Origin of the sequence: Pseudolysinimonas sp. (genome assembly GCF_039912695.1) — a bacterium.
Lineage (GTDB): Bacteria > Actinomycetota > Actinomycetes > Actinomycetales > Microbacteriaceae > Pseudolysinimonas_A.
In genome coordinates, this window is sequence record NZ_JBDSPJ010000020.1 from 1 (window position 1) to 17806 (window position 17806).

The window sequence follows — 17806 nt, forward strand, 5'->3', positions numbered from 1 at the left end:
TACCTCAACCGCCGCAGCGGCGACGCGATCCTGCTCGGCGAGGTCAACCTCGCTGCCGCCGACCAGCGCGCATTCCTCGGCGACGAGGACGGCGACGAGCTGCACATGATCTTCGACTGCCTCGGCATGCAGTGGGAGGGCTCGACGATCGTCGCGATCCACGAGCTCGCCGGCCGGGCGGTCGAGCTGCAGCTCCCGCTCGACGACGGCGAGGCGCTCGTCGACCTGTTCTCCGACGCCGAGCACGCGCTGCCGGCGACCTTGCGGCTCGAGCGCCACGCGGCGCGCTGGTATCGCGTGCGGCGCGCGGGTCAGCGGCTGGCGCCCTAGCCGTCGCCAAGCTTGATGATCCGACCCTCATCTGCCGCGAGCTCGCCCTCGCCGGGGTCGGCATGCGTCGACAGCAGCAGCAGCCGTCCGCCGGCGGCTTCGGCGGGGAGCGGTCGCGCAAACGGCGCGAAGTTCAGCGCGACGAGCACGCGCCGGCCCTCGTGCTCGCGCATGAACGCGTAGACGTCGGGCGGCGCGGTCACGGGGCGGTAGGTGCCGCTGTGCAGCGCCGGGGTCGCCGCGCGCAGGCGCAGCAGCTCGCGGTAGAACGTCAGCGTCGACCCGGTGTCCTGCGCCTGCACGCTGACGGCGAGGTGCTCGGCGTCCGGGTGCACCGGCAGCCACGGCTCGCCGGTCGAGAAGCCGGCGCCGGGCCCGGCCTCGGACGGCGGCTCCCATGGGATCGGCGCGCGCTCCGGATCGCGGCCGTCGACGTCGACGATCCGCTGCGGCCCGATCGGCACGTCGGTCAGCCCGAGCTCCTCGCCCTGGAATAGGAACGGCGTCCCGCGCAGCGTCAGCACGAGCATCGCGGCGACGCGCGCCCGGGCCCAGCCGTAGCGCGTGGCGGTGCGGGAGTGGTCGTGGTTGTTCAAACACCACGCCGGCCAGCCGCCGTCGCGCGTGAGCTCCTCGAACTCGTCGACGACATCACGGAAGCGCTCCGAGGACCACGGCAGGTTGAGAAAGACGAAGTTGTGCGCCAGGTGCAGCTCGTCGCCGGTCGTGACGTACGGCGCGAGCCGGTGCTGGTCGAGCAGGTAGACCTCGCCGACGGCGACGCGGTCGCCGTCGAACTCCTCCAGCACGCGGCGGATGCCCGCCAGGCGTGGATGCACCGACGGCCAGTCCTCCTTGTGCGAGCGGCCGGGCTCGTTGTCGCGCAGGTCGGGATCCTTGCCGATCGCGTGCGCGACGTCGATCCGGAAGCCGTCGACGCCGCGCCGCAGCCAGAAGCGCAGCACGGCGTGCATCGCCGCCTCGACGGCGGGCTCGTCCCAGTTGAGGTCGGGCTGCTGCGGCAGGAACGAGTGCAGGTACCACTCATCGGTGGTCGGGTCGCGCGTCCACGCCGGCACCTGATCGCCGAACGCGGCGATCCAGCCGTTCGGCGGCCGGTCGCCGGGACGCCAGACGTACCACGAGCGCTTCGGGTTGTCCGTGCTCGAGCGCGACTCGGCGAACCACGGGTGGCGGTCGGAGGTGTGGTTCGGGACGAAGTCCAGCAGCACCTTCAGGCCGATCTCGTGCGCCCGTGCGATCAGCGCGTCGGCGTCGTCGAGCGTTCCGAAGAGCGGGTCGACGTCGCTGTGGTCGGCGATGTCGTAGCCGAAGTCCGCCATCGGCGAGCGATAGATCGGCGACAGCCAGACCGCCGCGGCGCCGAGGTCGCGGACGTGCTCCAGGCGCCCCGTCGCGCCGCGCAGGTCGCCGACGCCGTCGCCGTCGGAGTCCGCGAACGAGCGCGGGTAGATCTGGTAGATCACGGCGGTGCGCCACCACTCGTTTGGCGGGAGCTCGGGGGCGTCGGGCATGAGTCCAACGTAGGCGACGAGCGGCGTCGGTCACGTCGCCGAAACATCGACCCGGTAGCGTCGGCGCATGCCCGGGTCTCACGTCGTCGACTTCTCGGCGCAGCCGCATCACGACGGGTCGGCGCTCTACGTTTCAACGCAGTTTCCCAACCTCGGCGACCGCGTCGCGGTGCGGGTGCGCGTGCCCGAAGCCTGGGGTGCCGTCGACGTTCGGGCGCGGTCGCATCCGGATGGCGAACCTGGGTACGTGCACATGGCACGCGTCGCGACGCTCGACGGGATGCAGTGGTGGGAGGCGGTCGTCACTGTCGCGAACCCGGTGCACGGCTACCGATTCCGGCTGGCGCGCGCGGACGGTTCCGCCGAGTGGCTCAACGCCTCCGGCCTGCACCGCCTCGACCCGCGAGATGTCGACGATTTCCGGCTCGTCGCCTACGAGCCGCCGCCGTCGTGGTCGGATGCCGCGGTGCTGTATCAGGTGTTCCCGGATCGGTTCGCGCGATCATCCGCCGCCGATCACCGACCGCTGCCCGACTGGGCCGAACCCGCGGCGTGGGGCGACGAGGTCGACCAAGACCGCGTGCACACTGCGGTGCAGTTCTACGGCGGAGACCTCGCCGGAGTCGAGGAGCATCTCGGCCACCTCGACGAACTCGGGGTCACGCTGATCTACCTCACCCCGATCTTTCCGGCCCGGTCGAACCACCGTTACGACGCACTGTCGTTCGACCACGTCGATCCGTTGCTCGGCGGCAACGACGCTCTCGTCTCCCTCGTCACCGCGGCGCACGCGCGCGGGATGAAGGTCATCGGCGACCTGACGACCAACCACTGCGGCGACGGGCACGAGTGGTTTCAGGCGGCCTATGGCAACCCGGATGCGCCCGAGGGGGAGTTCTTCTACTGGCACAACGCTGAGCACACCTCCTACGAGAGCTGGCTCGGGGTGCCGACCCTGCCGAAGTTCAACTGGAACTCTGCCGAGTTGCGCCGCCGCTTCATCGAGGGCCCCGACTCGGTCGTCGGCCGCTGGCTGCAAGCACCGTTCAACCTCGACGGCTGGCGCATCGACGTCGCGAACATGACCGGGCGCTACCTCGCCGAAGATCTGAACGCGCAGGTGCGCCGCACGATCCGTCAGACGATGCTCGAGGTGAACCCCGACACTCTGCTGCTGGCGGAATTCACAACGGATGCCGCTCCTGATTTCACCGGAGACGCCTGGCACGGCGCGATGACCTACGCGAACTTCACTCGCCCGATCTGGAACTGGCTGCGCACCCCGCAGAGCGATGCCGGTGGGGGCCTCGCGATGGCGGTCGGTGAGACCCAGGACTGGAACGGTCGGGATGTCGTGGCCGGCCACCGCGACTTCTCGGCAGGATTTCCTTGGCGCGTGCGCCATCACAACATGAACGCCCTCGACACCCACGACACCCCGCGCTTCCTCAATGCGGCGCGTCCCGGTACCCCCGTCGTCGCGTACGGTCTCGCGGTGACGATGCCCGGCATCCCGGTCGTCTGGGCCGGCGACGAGTTCGGCCTGCACGGCGACGACGGCGAGCATTCCCGCACCCCGCTGCCCTGGGATCGGCTGTCGGATGCCGCACGCACGATCGCGATGTACGGCCGACTGAATACCCTGCGCGCGCGCCATCCGGCCCTGCAGACCGGCGGGATGCGTTGGCTTCACTCCTCGGACGACGCGATCGCCTTCGTGCGCGAGACCGCGGAGGAAAGCATCCTGGTGGTCGCCGCACGGGACGCGACGACCGTCGAGCTGGGGCACGAACTGCCGGCCGAAGCCGAGTTGATCGAAGGCCACGCGACCCGCACCTACGGTACCGTCAGCACCGAAGCGGCGGCTTTTCTGGTGTGGAGACTGCCCGGCGTGACAGCCCCGGAGTGGACCGTCTGAGCCACGGATGCCGTTCGGCTCTCCAGCGGTCGGATGCTAAAGTCTCCTGGTGCCTCGGCTCGTTCGAGGTCTGCCCCGATAGCTCAGTGGTAGAGCACTTCCATGGTAAGGAAGGGGTCGTCAGTTCAATCCTGACTCGGGGCTCGGCGCTCTCGCCGGTGCACCAAGCGGCGACGGGAGCAGCCCCTTTGGCTGAGTAGCTCAGTTGGTTAGAGCGCACGACTCATAATCGTGAGGTCGCGGGATCGTGCCCCGCCTCAGCTACCGATGAGCCGCGTTGACGACGAGCCGGATCAGGTGTCAGCTCCGGCGCGCACCAACGTGAGCGCCTTCGCGAGAGTTTCGAGCTCTGCGAGCTGGTGCGCGAGGATCGCGGTCTCTTTGTCGTGGGGCATGAAGACGCCATCGATGACCTGCGCCCCGCCGAAGGTGAGTTCGACGTTGGCGCCCACCCGCACGAGGCCGAGCGCAGTGACCGTCGGCATCAAACTCACCACCCCCCGAGTGCCGCTCGAAACGCCGCCATAGCTCACGAACCCGAGCGGCTTGCGCCACCATTCGGCGCTTAAGAAGTCGACGGCGTTCTTCAGCGCGGGGGAGTAGCTGTAGTTGTACTCGGGCGTGACGAAGATGAACGCGTCAGCCGCTGCCACGCGCTCACTCCACGCGAAGGTGTGCGCCTGCGTGTACTGCTTGAGTTTCGGGTGATTCGGTTCGTCCATGAAGGGCAGCGCGAGTTCTTTCAGGTCGACGAAGTCGATGTCGAACCGGCCGGTCTTCTCGACCTCACTCCTGACCCACTCGGCGATCGGAAGGCCGACCCGGCCTGGACGAACGCTTCCGACAATGATCATCAACTTGAGCATCCGCTCAGTTAACTCGCGGCCGCGCGACTTGGCTTGCAGGTGCGGTTTGCCGCCAGCGCGAGGCGGCGTCACGCGTCAGACTGGAGCCATGTCTCTTGCACCGCAGTCGCCCTCCATCTATCAGCCCGGCGTTTGCAATATCGGACCCGCCGAAATTCGACAGCGTCGGTTGACGGGGTGGGTCAGTGTCGCGTTCGCCGTCGCGTTTCTGGTGCTCGCGTTCGCGCTCCAGTGGCCGGCCGCTCTGCGGCTGATCGTCGCTCTCCCGGTCGTGTTGGCGGCCAATGGGTTTCTGCAGGCGGCCTTCCACTTCTGCGTGAACTTTGCAACGCGCGGGCTGTTCAATTTCGGCGAGGTCGGCACGACCGAGGCCGTGCACGAGGCGGAGTACCGCCGCAAGGATCAGCGCAAGGCACTGCTGATTGTGGTGCTCTCTGTCGCGATCGCCGCCGTTGTTGCGGTCGGAGCGTTCCTCATCCCGCTGCCCTGAGCCGGACGCTCCTTCACCTTTCGCGCGATAGACCCGACCAATTGAGGCAATTGGTCGTCAAACTCGCCTGATTGCGGTCCCGAGTCTTCGATTCATCTAATGAATCGGTATGCTGTGCCGGTGACCATGTGCACACCGACGTGCCGGCCTCGCGAAAGGACGCCCGTGCGTATCCGACCAGGAGCCCTCGCGTGACCTCGATCGTGGCGGTGACCGCACACGATGTGCGCTTCCCGACGTCGCTGAGCATGGACGGCTCGGACGCCATGAACAAAGACGGCGACTACTCGGCGGCCTACGTCGTCATCCACACCGACGATCCGGAAGTGAAGGGTTACGGCTTCACCTTCACGATCGGTCGAGGCAACGATCTGTGTGTCGAGGCCGCTCGGCAACGCGGCCTTCCGCTGATTGGTCGGGATGTCGACGAAGCCGTCGCCGACCTCGGCGGTGTCTACCGCGACCTCGCCTCCGACTCGCAGTTGCGGTGGCTCGGCCCGGAGAAGGGCGTCGTACACCTCGCGATGGCCGCCGTCATGAACGCGATGTGGGATCTCGCTGCACGCCGGGCAGGCAAACCGCTCTGGCGGCTGCTGGTCGACATGACCCCGGAACAACTCGTGGATGCCGCCGACCTCCGCTACCTCTCCGACGCTCTCACGCGTGACGAAGCGATCGGCATCCTCACCGACCTCGCGCCCACCCGCGCTGAGCGGATCGCCGATTTGGAAGAGCGCGGCTACCCCTGTTACACGACGAGTGCCGGGTGGCTGGGCTACAGCGACGACAAGCTGCGGCGTCTCTTGCAAGAAGCCGTCAACGAGGGTTACCGCCACGTCAAACTCAAAGTCGGAGCGAACCTCGACGACGACATCCGGCGCCTTCGCATTGCGCGCGAGGTGATCGGCTGGGACGCCAACCTGATGATCGACGCGAACCAGGTCTGGGATGTGCCCGAGGCAATCGAATGGATGAAGCACCTCGCCGAGTTCAAGCCGCTCTGGATCGAAGAGCCCACGAGCCCCGACGACGTGCTCGGACACGCCGCCATCCGAGCCGCGGTCGCCCCGATCGGGGTCGCCACGGGTGAGCACGGCATGAACCGGGTGCTGTTCAAACAGTTCTTCCAAGCCGAGGCGATCGACTTCTGTCAACTCGATGCCGCCCGCCTGGCGAGCGTCAACGAGATCCTGTCGGTCTTCCTGATGGCCAAGAAGTTCGGGGTCCCGGTATGCCCGCATGCCGGCGGCGTCGGTCTGTGCGAACTCGTGCAGCACCTGTCGATCTTCGACTACGTCTACGTCTCGGGCTCGCTCGAGAACCGCGTGACCGAGTTCGTCGATCACCTGCATGAGCATTTCGTCAATCCCACGATCGTGCGCAACGGCGCGTACGTGTTGCCGACAGCTCCGGGGTACAGCGCACAGATGTTCGACGAATCCGTGGCGACCTACACCTTCCCCGAAGGTGCATATTGGGCGTCGCGCTGAGGCGTCAGCCGGAAACGACAGCGCTGAGGCTCAGCCGGCCTCGGGGTCTTCGTCGGCGTGCTTCTCGGTGAACTGCTCGACGCCGAGCAGGTGCATCGCCATCCGGATGCGGGCCCGCTCGGGATCGCGACGCGCCAGTTCGCCGAAGATGGCGCGATGCTCGGCCTGGGCTTCGCGTACCGACCCGCGATCCGAGATCGCTCGCCACAGTCGTGCGCGGAATGTGCGACCGGCGACGGTGTCGATGATGGCGGCGAGTGCCCGGTTGCCGCTGGCCCGCGCGATCAGGCGGTGGAACTCCGTGTCGGCATGGATGAACGCAGCAAGGTCCATGTCGGGCTCGCTGGCGAGGTTGGTCTCGACGACCGCGAGCACCCGGTCGAGTTCGGCCAGCTCGTCGTCGGTGACACGCGTCGCGGCAAGCGCAACGCTCTCGGCCTCCAGGACGCGGCGCACGGCGAGCAGGTCGGTCACGTGGGCGGGGAGTTGCAGGTCGGCGAGAAACCCGAGCGGGCTCAGCAGCGTGCGGGGATCGAGGGCGGTGACGTACGTTCCGTCACCTTGGCGCGGTTCCAGCACGCCGAGCGCAGCTAGCGCACGGACGCCCTCCCGAAGCGACCCACGGGACACGCCGAATTGCGCCGCGAGGTCCTTCTCGGTCGGCAATCGCGAACCCGGAATCAGTTCGCCGCGGGTGAGCAGGTCTTTGATGCCGTCGATCACGACATCGGTCTGTGACCGTCCGGTCGCTCCCGGTGCGTCCTGGCTCATGTTCCACAGTGTATTCACGCCGTCGCGAGACCACCGTCTCGCCGCACTGATCCGATCTATTTGCCGAATTGAGCGATGCAGGGCTCAATCGCCCCACGTTTGTTCGGTAGACATCGGATGATTTACCGGTTAGAGTCGCATCCATTCAGCAAGGAGGCTGGTCAGTGCCCGACGCACGTTCGACGAACCCAACACGCGAGGTAGCGAGTACTCCGCGAGTAAACGCGGTCGGTGCTGTCCTGTCGTTGTTGCGCGTTGGTCCGCTCCTGATCCTGCTGATTCTGATTGTCGTTCTGGCCAATCTGTCGCCCGTCTTTTTCACGGTGGGCAACCTCGGGAACGTTTTGGTGCAGAGCGCGGCGATCGCGATTCTCGCCATCGGCCAGCTGCTGGTCATCCTGACGCGGGGCATTGACCTCTCGGTTGGCTCGAATCTCGCGCTCTGCGCTGTGGTCGGCGCCCTCGTTTTCGGTGCCACGAACAGTGGCGCGCTGACGATCTTGGCGATGCTGGCAACCGGCGCGCTGGTCGGTGCCGCCAACGGGTTCGGATACGTGTTCGGCAAGCTCCCGCATCCATTCATCGTGACCCTCGCGACGCTCAGCATCGCCCGTGGGCTCGCGCTCGGGCTCGCCGGCGGCCGGCCGGTCTCGGGAATGCCGGACATCGTTGACTCGATCGGCGGCGGCTCAGCACCCTTCGCGAGTTGGTTGCCGAACGCGGCATTCCTCGTGGCCGGCGTTGCGATCGTTGTCGCGCTGATGCTCAAGAAGGTGGTCTGGGGCCGCTGGATCTACGCCGTGGGGGGCAGCCCCGAGGGCGCCCGGCGACTGGGAATCCCGCGTGACTGGGTGCTCGTTTCTGTCTACGTGATGAGCGGCTTGCTGGCTGGGGTCGCGGCGATCATCACCGCCGGACGCCTGAACGCGGGTTCACCGACCTCGGGCGATCTCGCCGAACTCGACTCGATCGCCGCCGTGGTGATCGGCGGTGCAAGCTTCCTGGGCGGTCGGGGCAACGTCGGCCACGCGCTGATCGGGGCGCTCATGATCAGCGTGATCCGCAACGGCATGAACCTGCTCAATGTCGAGGGCTTCTTGCAACTGATCGTGATCGGGGTTGTCATCTTCCTCGCCGTCGAGTCCGACGTCATCCGGGGTCGCCTCGAGGCCCGGTTCCGAGTCATGAGAGCGGCAACGGTATGAGCGCCATCCCTACCCTCGCGATCCGCGGCGGCACGAAGCGATTCGGTGCCGTGCACGCGCTCGACGACGTCAGCCTTCAGGTGAACGCCGGTGAAGTACTCGCCCTCTTGGGCGACAACGGTGCCGGCAAATCGACCCTCATCAAATGCCTGAGCGGAGTCCACCGCCTCGACACCGGCACGATCGAAATCGACGGTGTGCCGATCGTGATGTCCTCGCCCAAGATCGCGCGGTCCGCCGGTGTCGAGACCGTCTACCAAGACCTCGCGCTCTTCGACAATCTCGACACGACGTCCAACTTCTTCGCTGGTCGCGAAGAAGCGGTGCCGTCGTGGCTGCCGCTCGGGATGCGGTGGCTGAAGAACAAGGGCATGACGGCGCACTCCACCGAACTTGTGGGTCGGCTCAAGATCAACATTCCGCCGAAAGCATCCTCGGTGGGGATGTTGTCCGGCGGCCAGCGTCAAGCCATCGCGGTGGCGCGCACCGCAGCTTTTGCGTCGAAGGTCGTCATCCTCGACGAACCGACCGCTGCGCTCGGGTTGCGCGAGTCGCGCCAGGTGCTCGACCTGATCTTGCGCATGCGCGACGAGGGCAGCGCGGTCATCGTGATCTCACACGCGATGGATCACGTCATGGAGATCGCTGATCGCGCGATCGTCATGCGTCGCGGCCGTGTGGTGGGCGAAGAGATTCCCACCCCCGAGAACCGGACCCGGCTCGTCTCCCTCATCGTGGGAGGTGACGACTGAATCGACTTGCACCGTCCGCGCAACCCGGGCCGTCCACCGGCCCGGGCGCGGTGCTCACCTTCTCACTGAACTTACGAACCAAAGGATAGCGATGAAGAAGAAACTTATCGCCGCCGCCACAGCGGTCATTGCCCTGTCGTTGGCAGCCTGTACCACCCCGACCAGCACTCCGTCCGGTGGGGCAGGTGACGTGCTCACTATCGGGCTCATCACCAAGTTCCCGGTCGACTTCTACGACACCATGGTCGACGCCGCCAAGGCGTGGGACGCTGCCGAACCGGGGGCGCAAGTTATCTACGCCCAGGGCAAGAGCGGCACCGACGACGAAGGCGAGATCGCGGCGATTCAGTCCATGATCACGCAGGGCGTCGACGCGATCGCGATCACCCCGACCAGCCCCAACGTCATGGGCGACCTGCAGAAGGCCGTTGACGCGGGCATCCCTGTGATCCTGATTGACAACGACATCCCGGACTGGGCCGGCAAGACTGCCGTCGTCGCGACCGACAACTTCGCTGGCGGCCAGCTCGCTGGTACGTGGTTGGCCGACAACCTGCCGGCCGGCACCAAGCTGGGCGTTCTGCAGGGTGTTCTGGGTAACCCCTCGCTCGACGACCGGGTGTCGGGCATGCTCGACACTCTTGGCGACAAGGCTGAGGTCGTTGCAACGACCCCGACCGACTGCGACCAGACGAAGGGCCTGAACGCGGCGCAGGACATGCTGACCGCTCACCCCGACCTGACGGCGATCTACTCGGCCTGCGGCCCGCCGCTGACCGGTGCGCTTGAGGCCATCAAGTCGTCGGGACGCACCATCATCACGGTCGGCTTCGACGCCTCCCCTGACGAGGTCGCGTCGATCGCTGCCGGCATCGAGTCGGCGTCGGTTGCGCAGTTCCCAGCCAAGATGGGCAGCCTCGGTGTGCAGGCCGCCTTCGATGCCGCACAGAAAAAGAAGGTCGAAGCCAAGATCGACACCGGCACCGAAATGGTGACGAAAGACAACGTCGCGAAGTTCCAGTAGTCGCTGACGTGAGGCGGTAGCCGCCGTGTCGACTGGGTCGCTGGCCTGCGTCGACACGGCGGTTATCTTTTGGATCGAATTAGCCGAAGAGAAGATCCCAGTGGCAGTCGACCGCGCGTGACTCCAGCTTCCGCCTCGAACCCCATAATCGAGTGTTGCGGGTTTCACCCCGCCCGAGAGAGGTGTCGTGGAGCGCAAACAGTGGGACGATTTCGAGTTCCCCACGACAGTGCCCGGTCGGATTCCCGGCGGTCCGGCTTCGTCGCGGCTCGCGACTTGGCTGATGCGCAACACCGTGCAGCCGGTCGGCCCCGAGAGTAGCGAGCACAGCGGTTCTCGTAACGCGTGGTGGAAGGTCATGGCGCTGACCGGCGTCGACTACTTCTCGACCCTGTCGTACCTGCCGGCCATCGCGGTTCTCGCGGCGGGTGCGCTGTCGCCGCTCGCAACCCTTCTGATCGTCGTGCTGACCTTGTTCGGGATGCTGCCGATGTATCGCCGCGTCGCGAAAGAAAGTCCGCACGGTCAGGGCTCTGTCGCGATGCTCGAGCGGCTGTTGCCGTTCTGGCGGGGCAAGGTCTTCGTGCTCATCCTGCTGGGCTTCGTCGCGACCTCGTGGATCATCACGATCACCCTCTCTGCCGCCGACGCGTCGGTGCATCTCCTCGAAAACCCGATCATCCCTGACGCGGTGCGCGGCTGGCAGGTACCCGTGACGGTCGCACTGCTGCTGCTGCTGGGCGGAGTCTTCCTCCTCGGATTTACGGAGGCGGTCAACGTGGCGATCCCGCTCGTCACGCTGTTCCTCGCTCTCAACGCCGTCGTGATCGGCGAGGGCATCGTGCACCTGTTCGAGCAGCCGCAGGTTTTCACCGACTGGCAGCAGGCGCTCACCCGGGATGCCGGCGGCGGGATCGGCAGCGTGCTGGTGACGACCGTGATCGCCTTCCCGCTCCTCGTGCTCGGACTCTCCGGATTCGAGACCGGGGTCAGCATGATGCCGCTCATTGCCTCGAAGGGGGGCTCAACGGCCGCGCGTCTCGCGTCTCGCATCAAGAACACGAAGAAGCTGCTGACGACCGCGGCGGTGATCATGAGCGTCTACCTGATCGCGAGTTCGTTCGTGACGACTCTGCTGATCCCGGCGGCCGAATTTCAGCCCGGCGGCAACGCGAACGGCCGAGCGCTGGCCTACCTCGCGCATGAATTCTTCGGGCCGGTATTCGGTACCGCGTATGACCTGAGCAGCATGCTGATCCTCTGGTTCGCCGGGGCGTCGGCGATGGCGGGCCTCGTCAACATCGTGCCGCGATACTTGCCCGCCTACGGGATGGCTCCCGACTGGACTCGCGCGGTGCGTCCGGTCGTGCTCGTGTACACGCTGATCAGCGTCATCATCACGATCGCGTTCGGCGCGAATGTCGATGCCCAGGCTGGGGCGTACGCAACCGGCATCCTGGCCATGATGGTGTCGGCCGGCATTGCCGTGACGATTGCGGCCGCCCGTAAGAAGAGCATCCCGGGCGCGGTGGGCTTTGCGATCGTCACTCTCGTGCTCGGCTACGCACTGGTCGCCAACATCATCGAAAAGCCCGACGGCATCGCGATCTCGGGCCTGTTCATTCTGGGGATCGTGGTGATCTCGTTGATCTCCCGCATCAGTCGTTCTACCGAGATCCGTGCCGAGAGCGTCGAGTTCGATGAGACCGCGCGGCACTTCCTGGAGGACTCGCTTCGACACGACGGCAAGGTGAGCGTGATCGCGAACCGGCGAGAGGCCGGCGATCACGAGGAGTATGCCGCGAAAGAGAAGGCGCAGCGGCGCATGAATCCGGTGCCGGGCCGAGCCGACATCCTGTTTCTGGAGATCGACGTGATCGACCCGTCGGAGTTCCGCGAAGTGATCAGGGTGCACGGGGTCGAGGTTGACGGTCACCGGATTCTGCGGTCCGACAGCCCGGCGGTGCCCAACGCGATTGCGGCCATCCTGATCGCGATTCGGGATGCCACCGACGTGCGTCCGCACGCCTACTTCGAATGGTCGGAAGGCAACCCGGTATTCCACCTGATGCGCTACCTCCTGCTGGGGCGTGGCGACACCGCGCCCGTTGTGCGTGAGATTCTGCGCGAATTGGATGCCGACCCCGACGATCGGCCCATCGTCCACGTCGGAGGCTGACGTGCTGAGCGTTCGCGTGATCGCGCCGAGTGAGTCGTGCTCGCGCGCTGTCACAGCGCTCAACGCGGACGCAACTGTCGCGAATGTCGCGGTCATCCCGGGGGTCACTCTGCAGGGCGGCGGCGACCTGATCATGTTCGACGTCGCTCGCGAGAACGCGAACGCCGTGATCGCGGCCTTGCGTGTGCTCGGCATCGTCGAGTCGGGTTCGATCGTGATCGACGAGCCAGCGACGGTGTTGGGAGAAAGCGCCGACCGCGCCGAGCAGGCCGCCCCGGGGCGACCTTCCGATGGGGTGGTGTGGGAGGGGATCGTCGATCGGGCCCGCGCTGACTCCCGTCTGTCGTGGTCGTTCCTCGCCTTCCTGATCCTCGCGACTTTGATCGCCGGGATCGGGCGCTACCTCGATCAACCGATCCTGATCATCGGAGCGATGGTCGTCGGGCCCGAGTTCGCGCCGCTGTCGGCGATCTGCGTGGCGATCGTCCGACGTCAGCGGCGGGTCGCTCTGCCTGCGGCGGTCACGCTGTTTGGTGGTTTCGCGATCGCCGCGATCGTCGCCTGGCTGCTGTGGGGGATCGCGGGTCTCGCCGGGTTCATCGACCCGGTCACCGCGACGAGCGGCACAGCGACAGACTTCATCGTCAAACCCGATGTCTGGTCGCTCATCATCGCGCTGCTGGCCGGTTGCGCCGGCATCCTCTCGATCACCTCGGCGAAGTCCTCCGCACTGGTGGGAGTCTTCATCTCGATCACGACAGTTCCTGCGGTGGCCACGATCGGCCTGACCCTCGCGGTCGGCGCGTGGTCGGAGGCGCTGGCGTCCGTCATCCAACTCGGGGTGAACCTGCTCGGGTTGCTGGTCGCGGGCGTCGCAACTTTGGCTGTTCAGTCCGTCATGTCGGGTCGTCGAGCTAAGTAGGCGTTTAGAGCAGCAGCGCGAGGGCGGCAAGCCCCACCGTGAGCGGCGCGACGATCACGCCGAGCAGCGCGTAGCGCCGCCACGGGAACGACACCTCCAACGCTGTCAGACGCCGATGCCACAGCAACGTCGCGAGTGAGGCCCAGGGGGTGATGAGCGGCCCGGCATTGACCCCGACGAGCAGGGCCGCGATGCGTTGCGGAGAACCGGCGACCGGCTCGAGGGCGAGGTAGGCGGGCAGGTTGTCGATCGCATTGGCGCCGATCGCGCCGGAGTAGGCGAGTCGCAGGAGTGCGCCGGCATCCTCACCCTGTCCTGCGACCGTGGCTAGCACTGCTGACAAGCCGAGCGCGTGCCCAGCCTCAACGGCCAGAAACAGCCCACCCGCGAAGACCACGAGCTGCCACGGGATGAGGCCAACCCGCAGCGACTTCCGCCGACGCACCAGGAACACGACCGCCAGCAGCACCGCGGCGACGCTGGCGGGAATCCAGACCGGAACACCGGTCAGCAGTGCGGGGATCAGCAGGGCAACGACGCCCCCTGCCGCGATCAGCAGCGGCCGGTCGGACGCCGGGGTGACGACAGCGCGCTCGTAGCGACGAAACAGTTCGCGCCGAAAGACGATCAGGATGACCCCGCACGGCACGAGCACGGCCACCAGCGCCGCAGGTGCCATCAGCGCGGCGAAGCGTCCTGGGTCCTGGAATCCGAGGGCGTGCTGGGCCAGCAGGTTGGTGAGGTTCGAGACCGGCAGCAGCAGCGAACCGGTGTTCGCGAGCCACACCGCCGTCAGGGCGAACGGCAACGGTGAGAGCCCGTTGTGCCGCGCAACGAGCACGACGACGGGAGTCAGCAGAACGGCCGTCGTGTCGAGGGACAGAAACACTGTGCTCGCGACTGCCAGCAGTGCGAGGAGCACCCAGAGCAGCCAGGCGCGCCCGAGTCCGATCCGGGCGAGGCGTTCGGCGACCCCGATAAACACCCCGGCTTCGTCAGCGAGCTCCGCGACGACGGTCACGGCGACAGCGAACAACAGGACCGGCCACACCCTCGCTCCGACGCCGAGGGCATCCGAAACGGGCAGGATGCCCACTGCGATCGCCACGCCGCCGAGCGCCAGCAGCGTGAGGCCGATCAGGGCGAGGGCGGTCTGTGTGCTCGGGCCCCCGCGGGGTGGGCGCCCGTCCTTCATGCCTCGACGCTACCCGCGCCGGTGCGTTCTAAAGTGTCACCATGAGTACACAGGGAACTCCGCCGGCCCCGGCCGGGTGGTACGCCGACCCCGAGAACCCGGCTCGCGGGCGGTTCTGGGACGGAAACGGCTGGACGCAGCAGTTCCACAATCCGGGTGAGCCGTACTCCACGACGCCGGAGTTGACGGCACCCGAGGGAACCGAGTGGAATACGCCCTGGATTTGGTGGATCGTCGCGCTGCCGGTCATCCCGAGTCTGATGGTGCTGTTCGTGCCCTGGGGGTCGATCTTTGACATCGACCCCACCGCCTCCAGCCCGTCTGTGGCGATGCGAAACGTCTTCGCCATCTTTCTCTCGCCGTTCTACTGGGGTGCGCTTGCGCTGAGCCCGGTGGTTTACGGTCTGAGCGCGCTGTTTGCGTATCGCGACTATCGGGTTCTGATGTCGAGGGGCGTACCGCGACCGTTCCACTGGGCTTTCGTGTTCATCGCCGCCTATGTGTACGTGATCGGCCGCTCGGTCGTCGTGCATCGTCGCACCGGTCGTGGTCACGCGCCGATCTGGGCCGAGATCGGCGTTTTCGTGCTCGCGATCGCGATCTCCGTCGTGGTCACCGTGATGCTCTTCAGCGGCTTCGCCCACCTGGTGAACGGACTGCACGGCTCGCGGGTCTGATCTTCGCCGCCGCTCGGCGGCCAAGGTCGCGGGTGGGCCGCAGAATATGACCATGTCGAGTACCACACCCGCGGTCGGCGCTGACCGTATGCGCTGGATCGCCCTGCTCACCGTCAGTCTTGCCGTCTCGCTGATCATCGTGGATTCCACGATCATCAACGTCGCGATCCCCAAGATCGTTGACGAGCTGCACATCACCTCCACCCAGGTGCAGTGGGTGCAGGAGAGCTACACCCTGGTGTTCGCCGCGCTGTTGCTGACGCTGGGCAGCCTCGCCGACCGGATCGGGCGTCGGCGTCTCCTCGCGATCGGCGTCGTCATCTTCGTGATCGCGAGCATTGTGGCCGCGCTAGCACCGTCCGGTGAGGCGCTGATTGCCTCCCGTGTCGTGCAGGGCGTCGGCGGCGCGATCATCTTGCCCACCTCGCTCGCGGTGCTCAATGCGACGTTCCAAGGCCGCGAGCGGGGTATCGCCTTCGCGGTGTGGGGGTCGACAATTGGCGGGATGGCGGCGGTCGGCCCGCTCCTCGGTGGATGGTTGACCGAGTACTACTCCTGGCGCTGGGCGTTCGGAATCAACGTGCCGATCGGCATCCTGATTCTGGTGGGCATCATCTTTGTGGTGCGCGAATCGCGGGCCGCGCAGCCGGATCGGTTGGATCCGGTGGGCGCTCTGCTGTCAATCGTGTTGTTCGGATCGCTCGTCTTCGGTCTGATCGAGGGGCGAACCTACGGCTGGTGGTTGAGCGACACCCCGCCCGGCTTCTGGACGTTCGACCTGTCGCCAATCCCGTTCGTCTTCGCGCTCACGGTGATTGCGCTGGTGGCGTTCCTGCTCTGGGGCGGAGTGCGCCGCCGTCGTGGCCTGTCGAGCATGGTGGCGCCCGACCTGTTCGCGATCGGATCGTTTCGCGGCGGCAACATCGTCGCGCTGATCGTCTCGCTCGGCGAGTTCGGAATCATCCTGTCGCTGCCGCTCTGGTTGCAAAACGTGGTCGGCTTCGGAGCTCTCGGCACCGGTCAGGTGCTGCTCGCGCTCGCGATCGGCGCCTTCATCGCCTCGGGGCTCGCGGGGGCGTTCGGCTCGAAATTTGCTCCGGTCTGGATCGTGCGCGCCGGAATCCTGCTCGAGATCGTCGGTCTGGTGGTCATTGCTCTCGTGATCACAGTTGACACCCCGTGGTGGCAGACCTGCATCGGGTTGCTGATCTACGGTCTCGGCGTCGGGTTCGCGACCGCTCAGTTGACGGGGGTGATCTTGGTCGACGTGCCGGTGGATCGCAGCGGTGCCGCCTCGGCGACCCAGAGCACCGCCCGACAGGTGGGCTCGGCGCTCGGGATTGCGATCCTCGGCACCGTGCTGTTCACCTCCCTCGGCACCGTGCTCGCCGACAGATTGCCGGCCACGATGCCGGCGAACGTTCGCACCCAGATCGTGGATGCCGTGGTGAACAGCGCAGGGTCGGCGATTGCCAGCTTCGACCCCGCTTCGCCGGAAGCTGTTGCCGCGCGCGAAGCTTTCAGCGAAGCCACTCGCGCGTCGGCGTTCACCGCTGCGGGCTTCCTCGGGGTCGGGTTGGTGGCAACGGCATCCCTCGGACGAGGTCGAAAGCGACCGGCGAACGTCAGTGGTTCGGCGTAACCTGGTGGTAGCCGCGACACGCCGAAAAACACCATATGTAGGGGAATGACATTCGTGTGATTCGCGATATATAGTGGTGATTCACGCGGCGGACACCTCGCCGCGGGGGAACAGACTTAGGAGTAAGCCATGAACGACGTCGACACCGTTGGGGGCTACTCGGTGCCGGTCGATCCGATGGACGACCTGCAGTGCGAGAGCTGCCAGTAGTACCGCTTTTTACCAGGCGCACCACAGCACTTCGAGGCCCCGATTGACTTGAGTCGTCGGGGTCTCGATCATTTAACAAGCGCCGAGTACCGACGGCAGCGAGGGGTGCTGAAGGGGTCGGTAGGCTTCACTCGTGCCGGTGAACCCCGCGATCGAAGGTCGCAGCTATCCGCCGACCGCGTCGTATCTGGTCGGTCGCGAGAAGATTCGCGAGTTCGCCCGCGCCGTGCTCGCGACGCACCCGACCCACTTCGATGTGGCGGCCGCGCGCGCGGCCGGTTATGCCGATCTGGTCGCACCTCCAACGTTCGGCATCGTGATCACCGAGGCGACGCTGCGCCAGTTGCTCGATGACCCCGAGGCGGGAGTCGACTTCACCCGGGTCGTGCACGGCGACCAGCGCTTCACCTACACGCGTCCGGTGGTGGCCGGAGACGAACTGACCGCGACCCTCACGGTGACCAACGTCAAGACCTTGGGCGGCAACTCGATGGTGACGGCCGAATCGAACGTGACCGACGCATCCGGAGCCCACGTGGTCACCGCGGTGTCCACCCTCGTCGTGAGGGGGGAAGACTCGTGAGCACGCCGCCGACTTCC

General features: G+C 66.5%; 16 protein-coding genes and 2 tRNA genes. 14 read left to right on the forward strand and 4 right to left on the reverse strand.

From position 1 onward, the window contains the following. On the forward strand, nt 1–330 hold a 330-nt coding region (locus ABIR17_RS07265), incomplete at its 5' end, for a hypothetical protein (RefSeq protein ID WP_348003715.1). Here the strand turns inward: ABIR17_RS07265 and ABIR17_RS07270 are convergent. Next, nucleotides 327–1865 carry an alpha-amylase family glycosyl hydrolase gene (locus tag ABIR17_RS07270; RefSeq protein ID WP_348003716.1) on the reverse strand — a complete coding sequence of 513 codons (1539 nt, stop codon included), beginning with the start codon at nt 1863–1865 and terminating at the stop codon, nt 327–329. The two genes, ABIR17_RS07265 and ABIR17_RS07270, sit on opposite strands and share 4 nt — an antisense overlap. 67 nt (nt 1866–1932) lie before the next feature. Here ABIR17_RS07270 and ABIR17_RS07275 point away from each other — a divergent pair, with 67 nt between their 5' ends. The 3 genes from ABIR17_RS07275 (at nt 1933) to ABIR17_RS07285 (ending at nt 4047) form a co-directional block, all read left to right on the forward strand. Beyond that, nucleotides 1933–3783, forward strand: a complete 1851-nt coding sequence (locus ABIR17_RS07275) for a glycoside hydrolase family 13 protein (protein ID WP_348003717.1) — start codon at nt 1933–1935, stop codon at nt 3781–3783. Nucleotides 3784–3855: 72 nt separating this feature from the next. Next, nucleotides 3856–3927: transfer RNA gene (locus tag ABIR17_RS07280), tRNA-Thr, on the forward strand. A gap of 46 nt (nt 3928–3973) precedes the next feature. After that, nucleotides 3974–4047: transfer RNA gene (locus ABIR17_RS07285), tRNA-Met, on the forward strand. 29 nt (nt 4048–4076) lie between these two features. Here the strand turns inward: ABIR17_RS07285 and ABIR17_RS07290 are convergent. Beyond that, nucleotides 4077–4721 (reverse strand): NAD(P)H-dependent oxidoreductase, encoded by a 645-nt coding sequence (locus ABIR17_RS07290; RefSeq protein ID WP_348003718.1) that lies wholly within the window; start codon nt 4719–4721, stop codon nt 4077–4079. 16 nt (nt 4722–4737) lie between these two features. On the opposite strand from ABIR17_RS07290, the gene ABIR17_RS07295 reads away from it, so the two are divergent. After that, nucleotides 4738–5139, forward strand: coding sequence for a hypothetical protein (locus ABIR17_RS07295; protein ID WP_348003719.1), 402 nt, complete (start codon nt 4738–4740; stop codon nt 5137–5139). A gap of 191 nt (nt 5140–5330) precedes the next feature. Further along, a complete protein-coding gene (locus ABIR17_RS07300; protein ID WP_348003720.1) occupies nt 5331–6629 on the forward strand; it encodes an L-fuconate dehydratase in 1299 nt (432 codons plus the stop codon). Between the two features lie 30 nt (nt 6630–6659). Here the strand turns inward: ABIR17_RS07300 and ABIR17_RS07305 are convergent, their stop codons facing one another. Next, nucleotides 6660–7400 carry a FadR/GntR family transcriptional regulator gene (locus ABIR17_RS07305; RefSeq protein ID WP_348003721.1) on the reverse strand — a complete coding sequence of 247 codons (741 nt, stop codon included), beginning with the start codon at nt 7398–7400 and terminating at the stop codon, nt 6660–6662. A 164-nt stretch (nt 7401–7564) separates the two neighbouring features. Here ABIR17_RS07305 and ABIR17_RS07310 point away from each other — a divergent pair, with 164 nt between their 5' ends. The 5 genes from ABIR17_RS07310 to ABIR17_RS07330 all read left to right on the forward strand — a co-directional run bounded on the left by ABIR17_RS07310 (nt 7565) and on the right by ABIR17_RS07330 (nt 13482). Further along, nucleotides 7565–8605: an ABC transporter permease gene (locus ABIR17_RS07310; protein WP_348003722.1), complete on the forward strand. Its 1041-nt coding sequence runs from the start codon at nt 7565–7567 to the stop codon at nt 8603–8605. Further along, nucleotides 8602–9357 carry an ATP-binding cassette domain-containing protein gene (locus ABIR17_RS07315; RefSeq protein WP_348003723.1) on the forward strand — a complete coding sequence of 252 codons (756 nt, stop codon included), beginning with the start codon at nt 8602–8604 and terminating at the stop codon, nt 9355–9357. Before ABIR17_RS07310 ends, ABIR17_RS07315 begins: the two co-directional genes overlap by 4 nt. A gap of 91 nt (nt 9358–9448) precedes the next feature. Next, nucleotides 9449–10381 carry a sugar ABC transporter substrate-binding protein gene (locus tag ABIR17_RS07320; protein ID WP_348003724.1) on the forward strand — a complete coding sequence of 311 codons (933 nt, stop codon included), beginning with the start codon at nt 9449–9451 and terminating at the stop codon, nt 10379–10381. A 187-nt stretch (nt 10382–10568) separates the two neighbouring features. Further along, complete coding sequence (locus ABIR17_RS07325) at nt 10569–12560, forward strand: amino acid transporter (protein WP_348003725.1); 1992 nt, start codon at nt 10569–10571, stop codon at nt 12558–12560. A 1-nt stretch (nt 12561) separates the two neighbouring features. Next, the gene (locus ABIR17_RS07330) at nt 12562–13482 is read left to right on the forward strand and encodes a DUF389 domain-containing protein (protein WP_348003726.1); all 921 of its coding nucleotides are present in this window, start codon (nt 12562–12564) and stop codon (nt 13480–13482) included. Nucleotides 13483–13486: 4 nt separating this feature from the next. Here the strand turns inward: ABIR17_RS07330 and ABIR17_RS07335 are convergent, their stop codons facing one another. Further along, a complete protein-coding gene (locus tag ABIR17_RS07335; RefSeq protein ID WP_348003727.1) occupies nt 13487–14677 on the reverse strand; it encodes an SLC13 family permease in 1191 nt (396 codons plus the stop codon). 41 nt (nt 14678–14718) lie between these two features. Between ABIR17_RS07335 and ABIR17_RS07340 the strand changes: the two genes are divergently transcribed. From ABIR17_RS07340 to ABIR17_RS07350, 3 genes are all read left to right on the forward strand, one after another. Beyond that, the gene (locus ABIR17_RS07340) at nt 14719–15354 is read left to right on the forward strand and encodes a DUF2510 domain-containing protein (protein ID WP_348003728.1); all 636 of its coding nucleotides are present in this window, start codon (nt 14719–14721) and stop codon (nt 15352–15354) included. Between the two features lie 52 nt (nt 15355–15406). Then, nucleotides 15407–16996, forward strand: coding sequence for a DHA2 family efflux MFS transporter permease subunit (locus ABIR17_RS07345; protein ID WP_348003729.1), 1590 nt, complete (start codon nt 15407–15409; stop codon nt 16994–16996). 343 nt (nt 16997–17339) lie between these two features. After that, complete coding sequence (locus ABIR17_RS07350) at nt 17340–17789, forward strand: MaoC family dehydratase N-terminal domain-containing protein (protein ID WP_348003730.1); 450 nt, start codon at nt 17340–17342, stop codon at nt 17787–17789. The last annotated feature ends 17 nt before the right edge of the window (nt 17790–17806 follow it).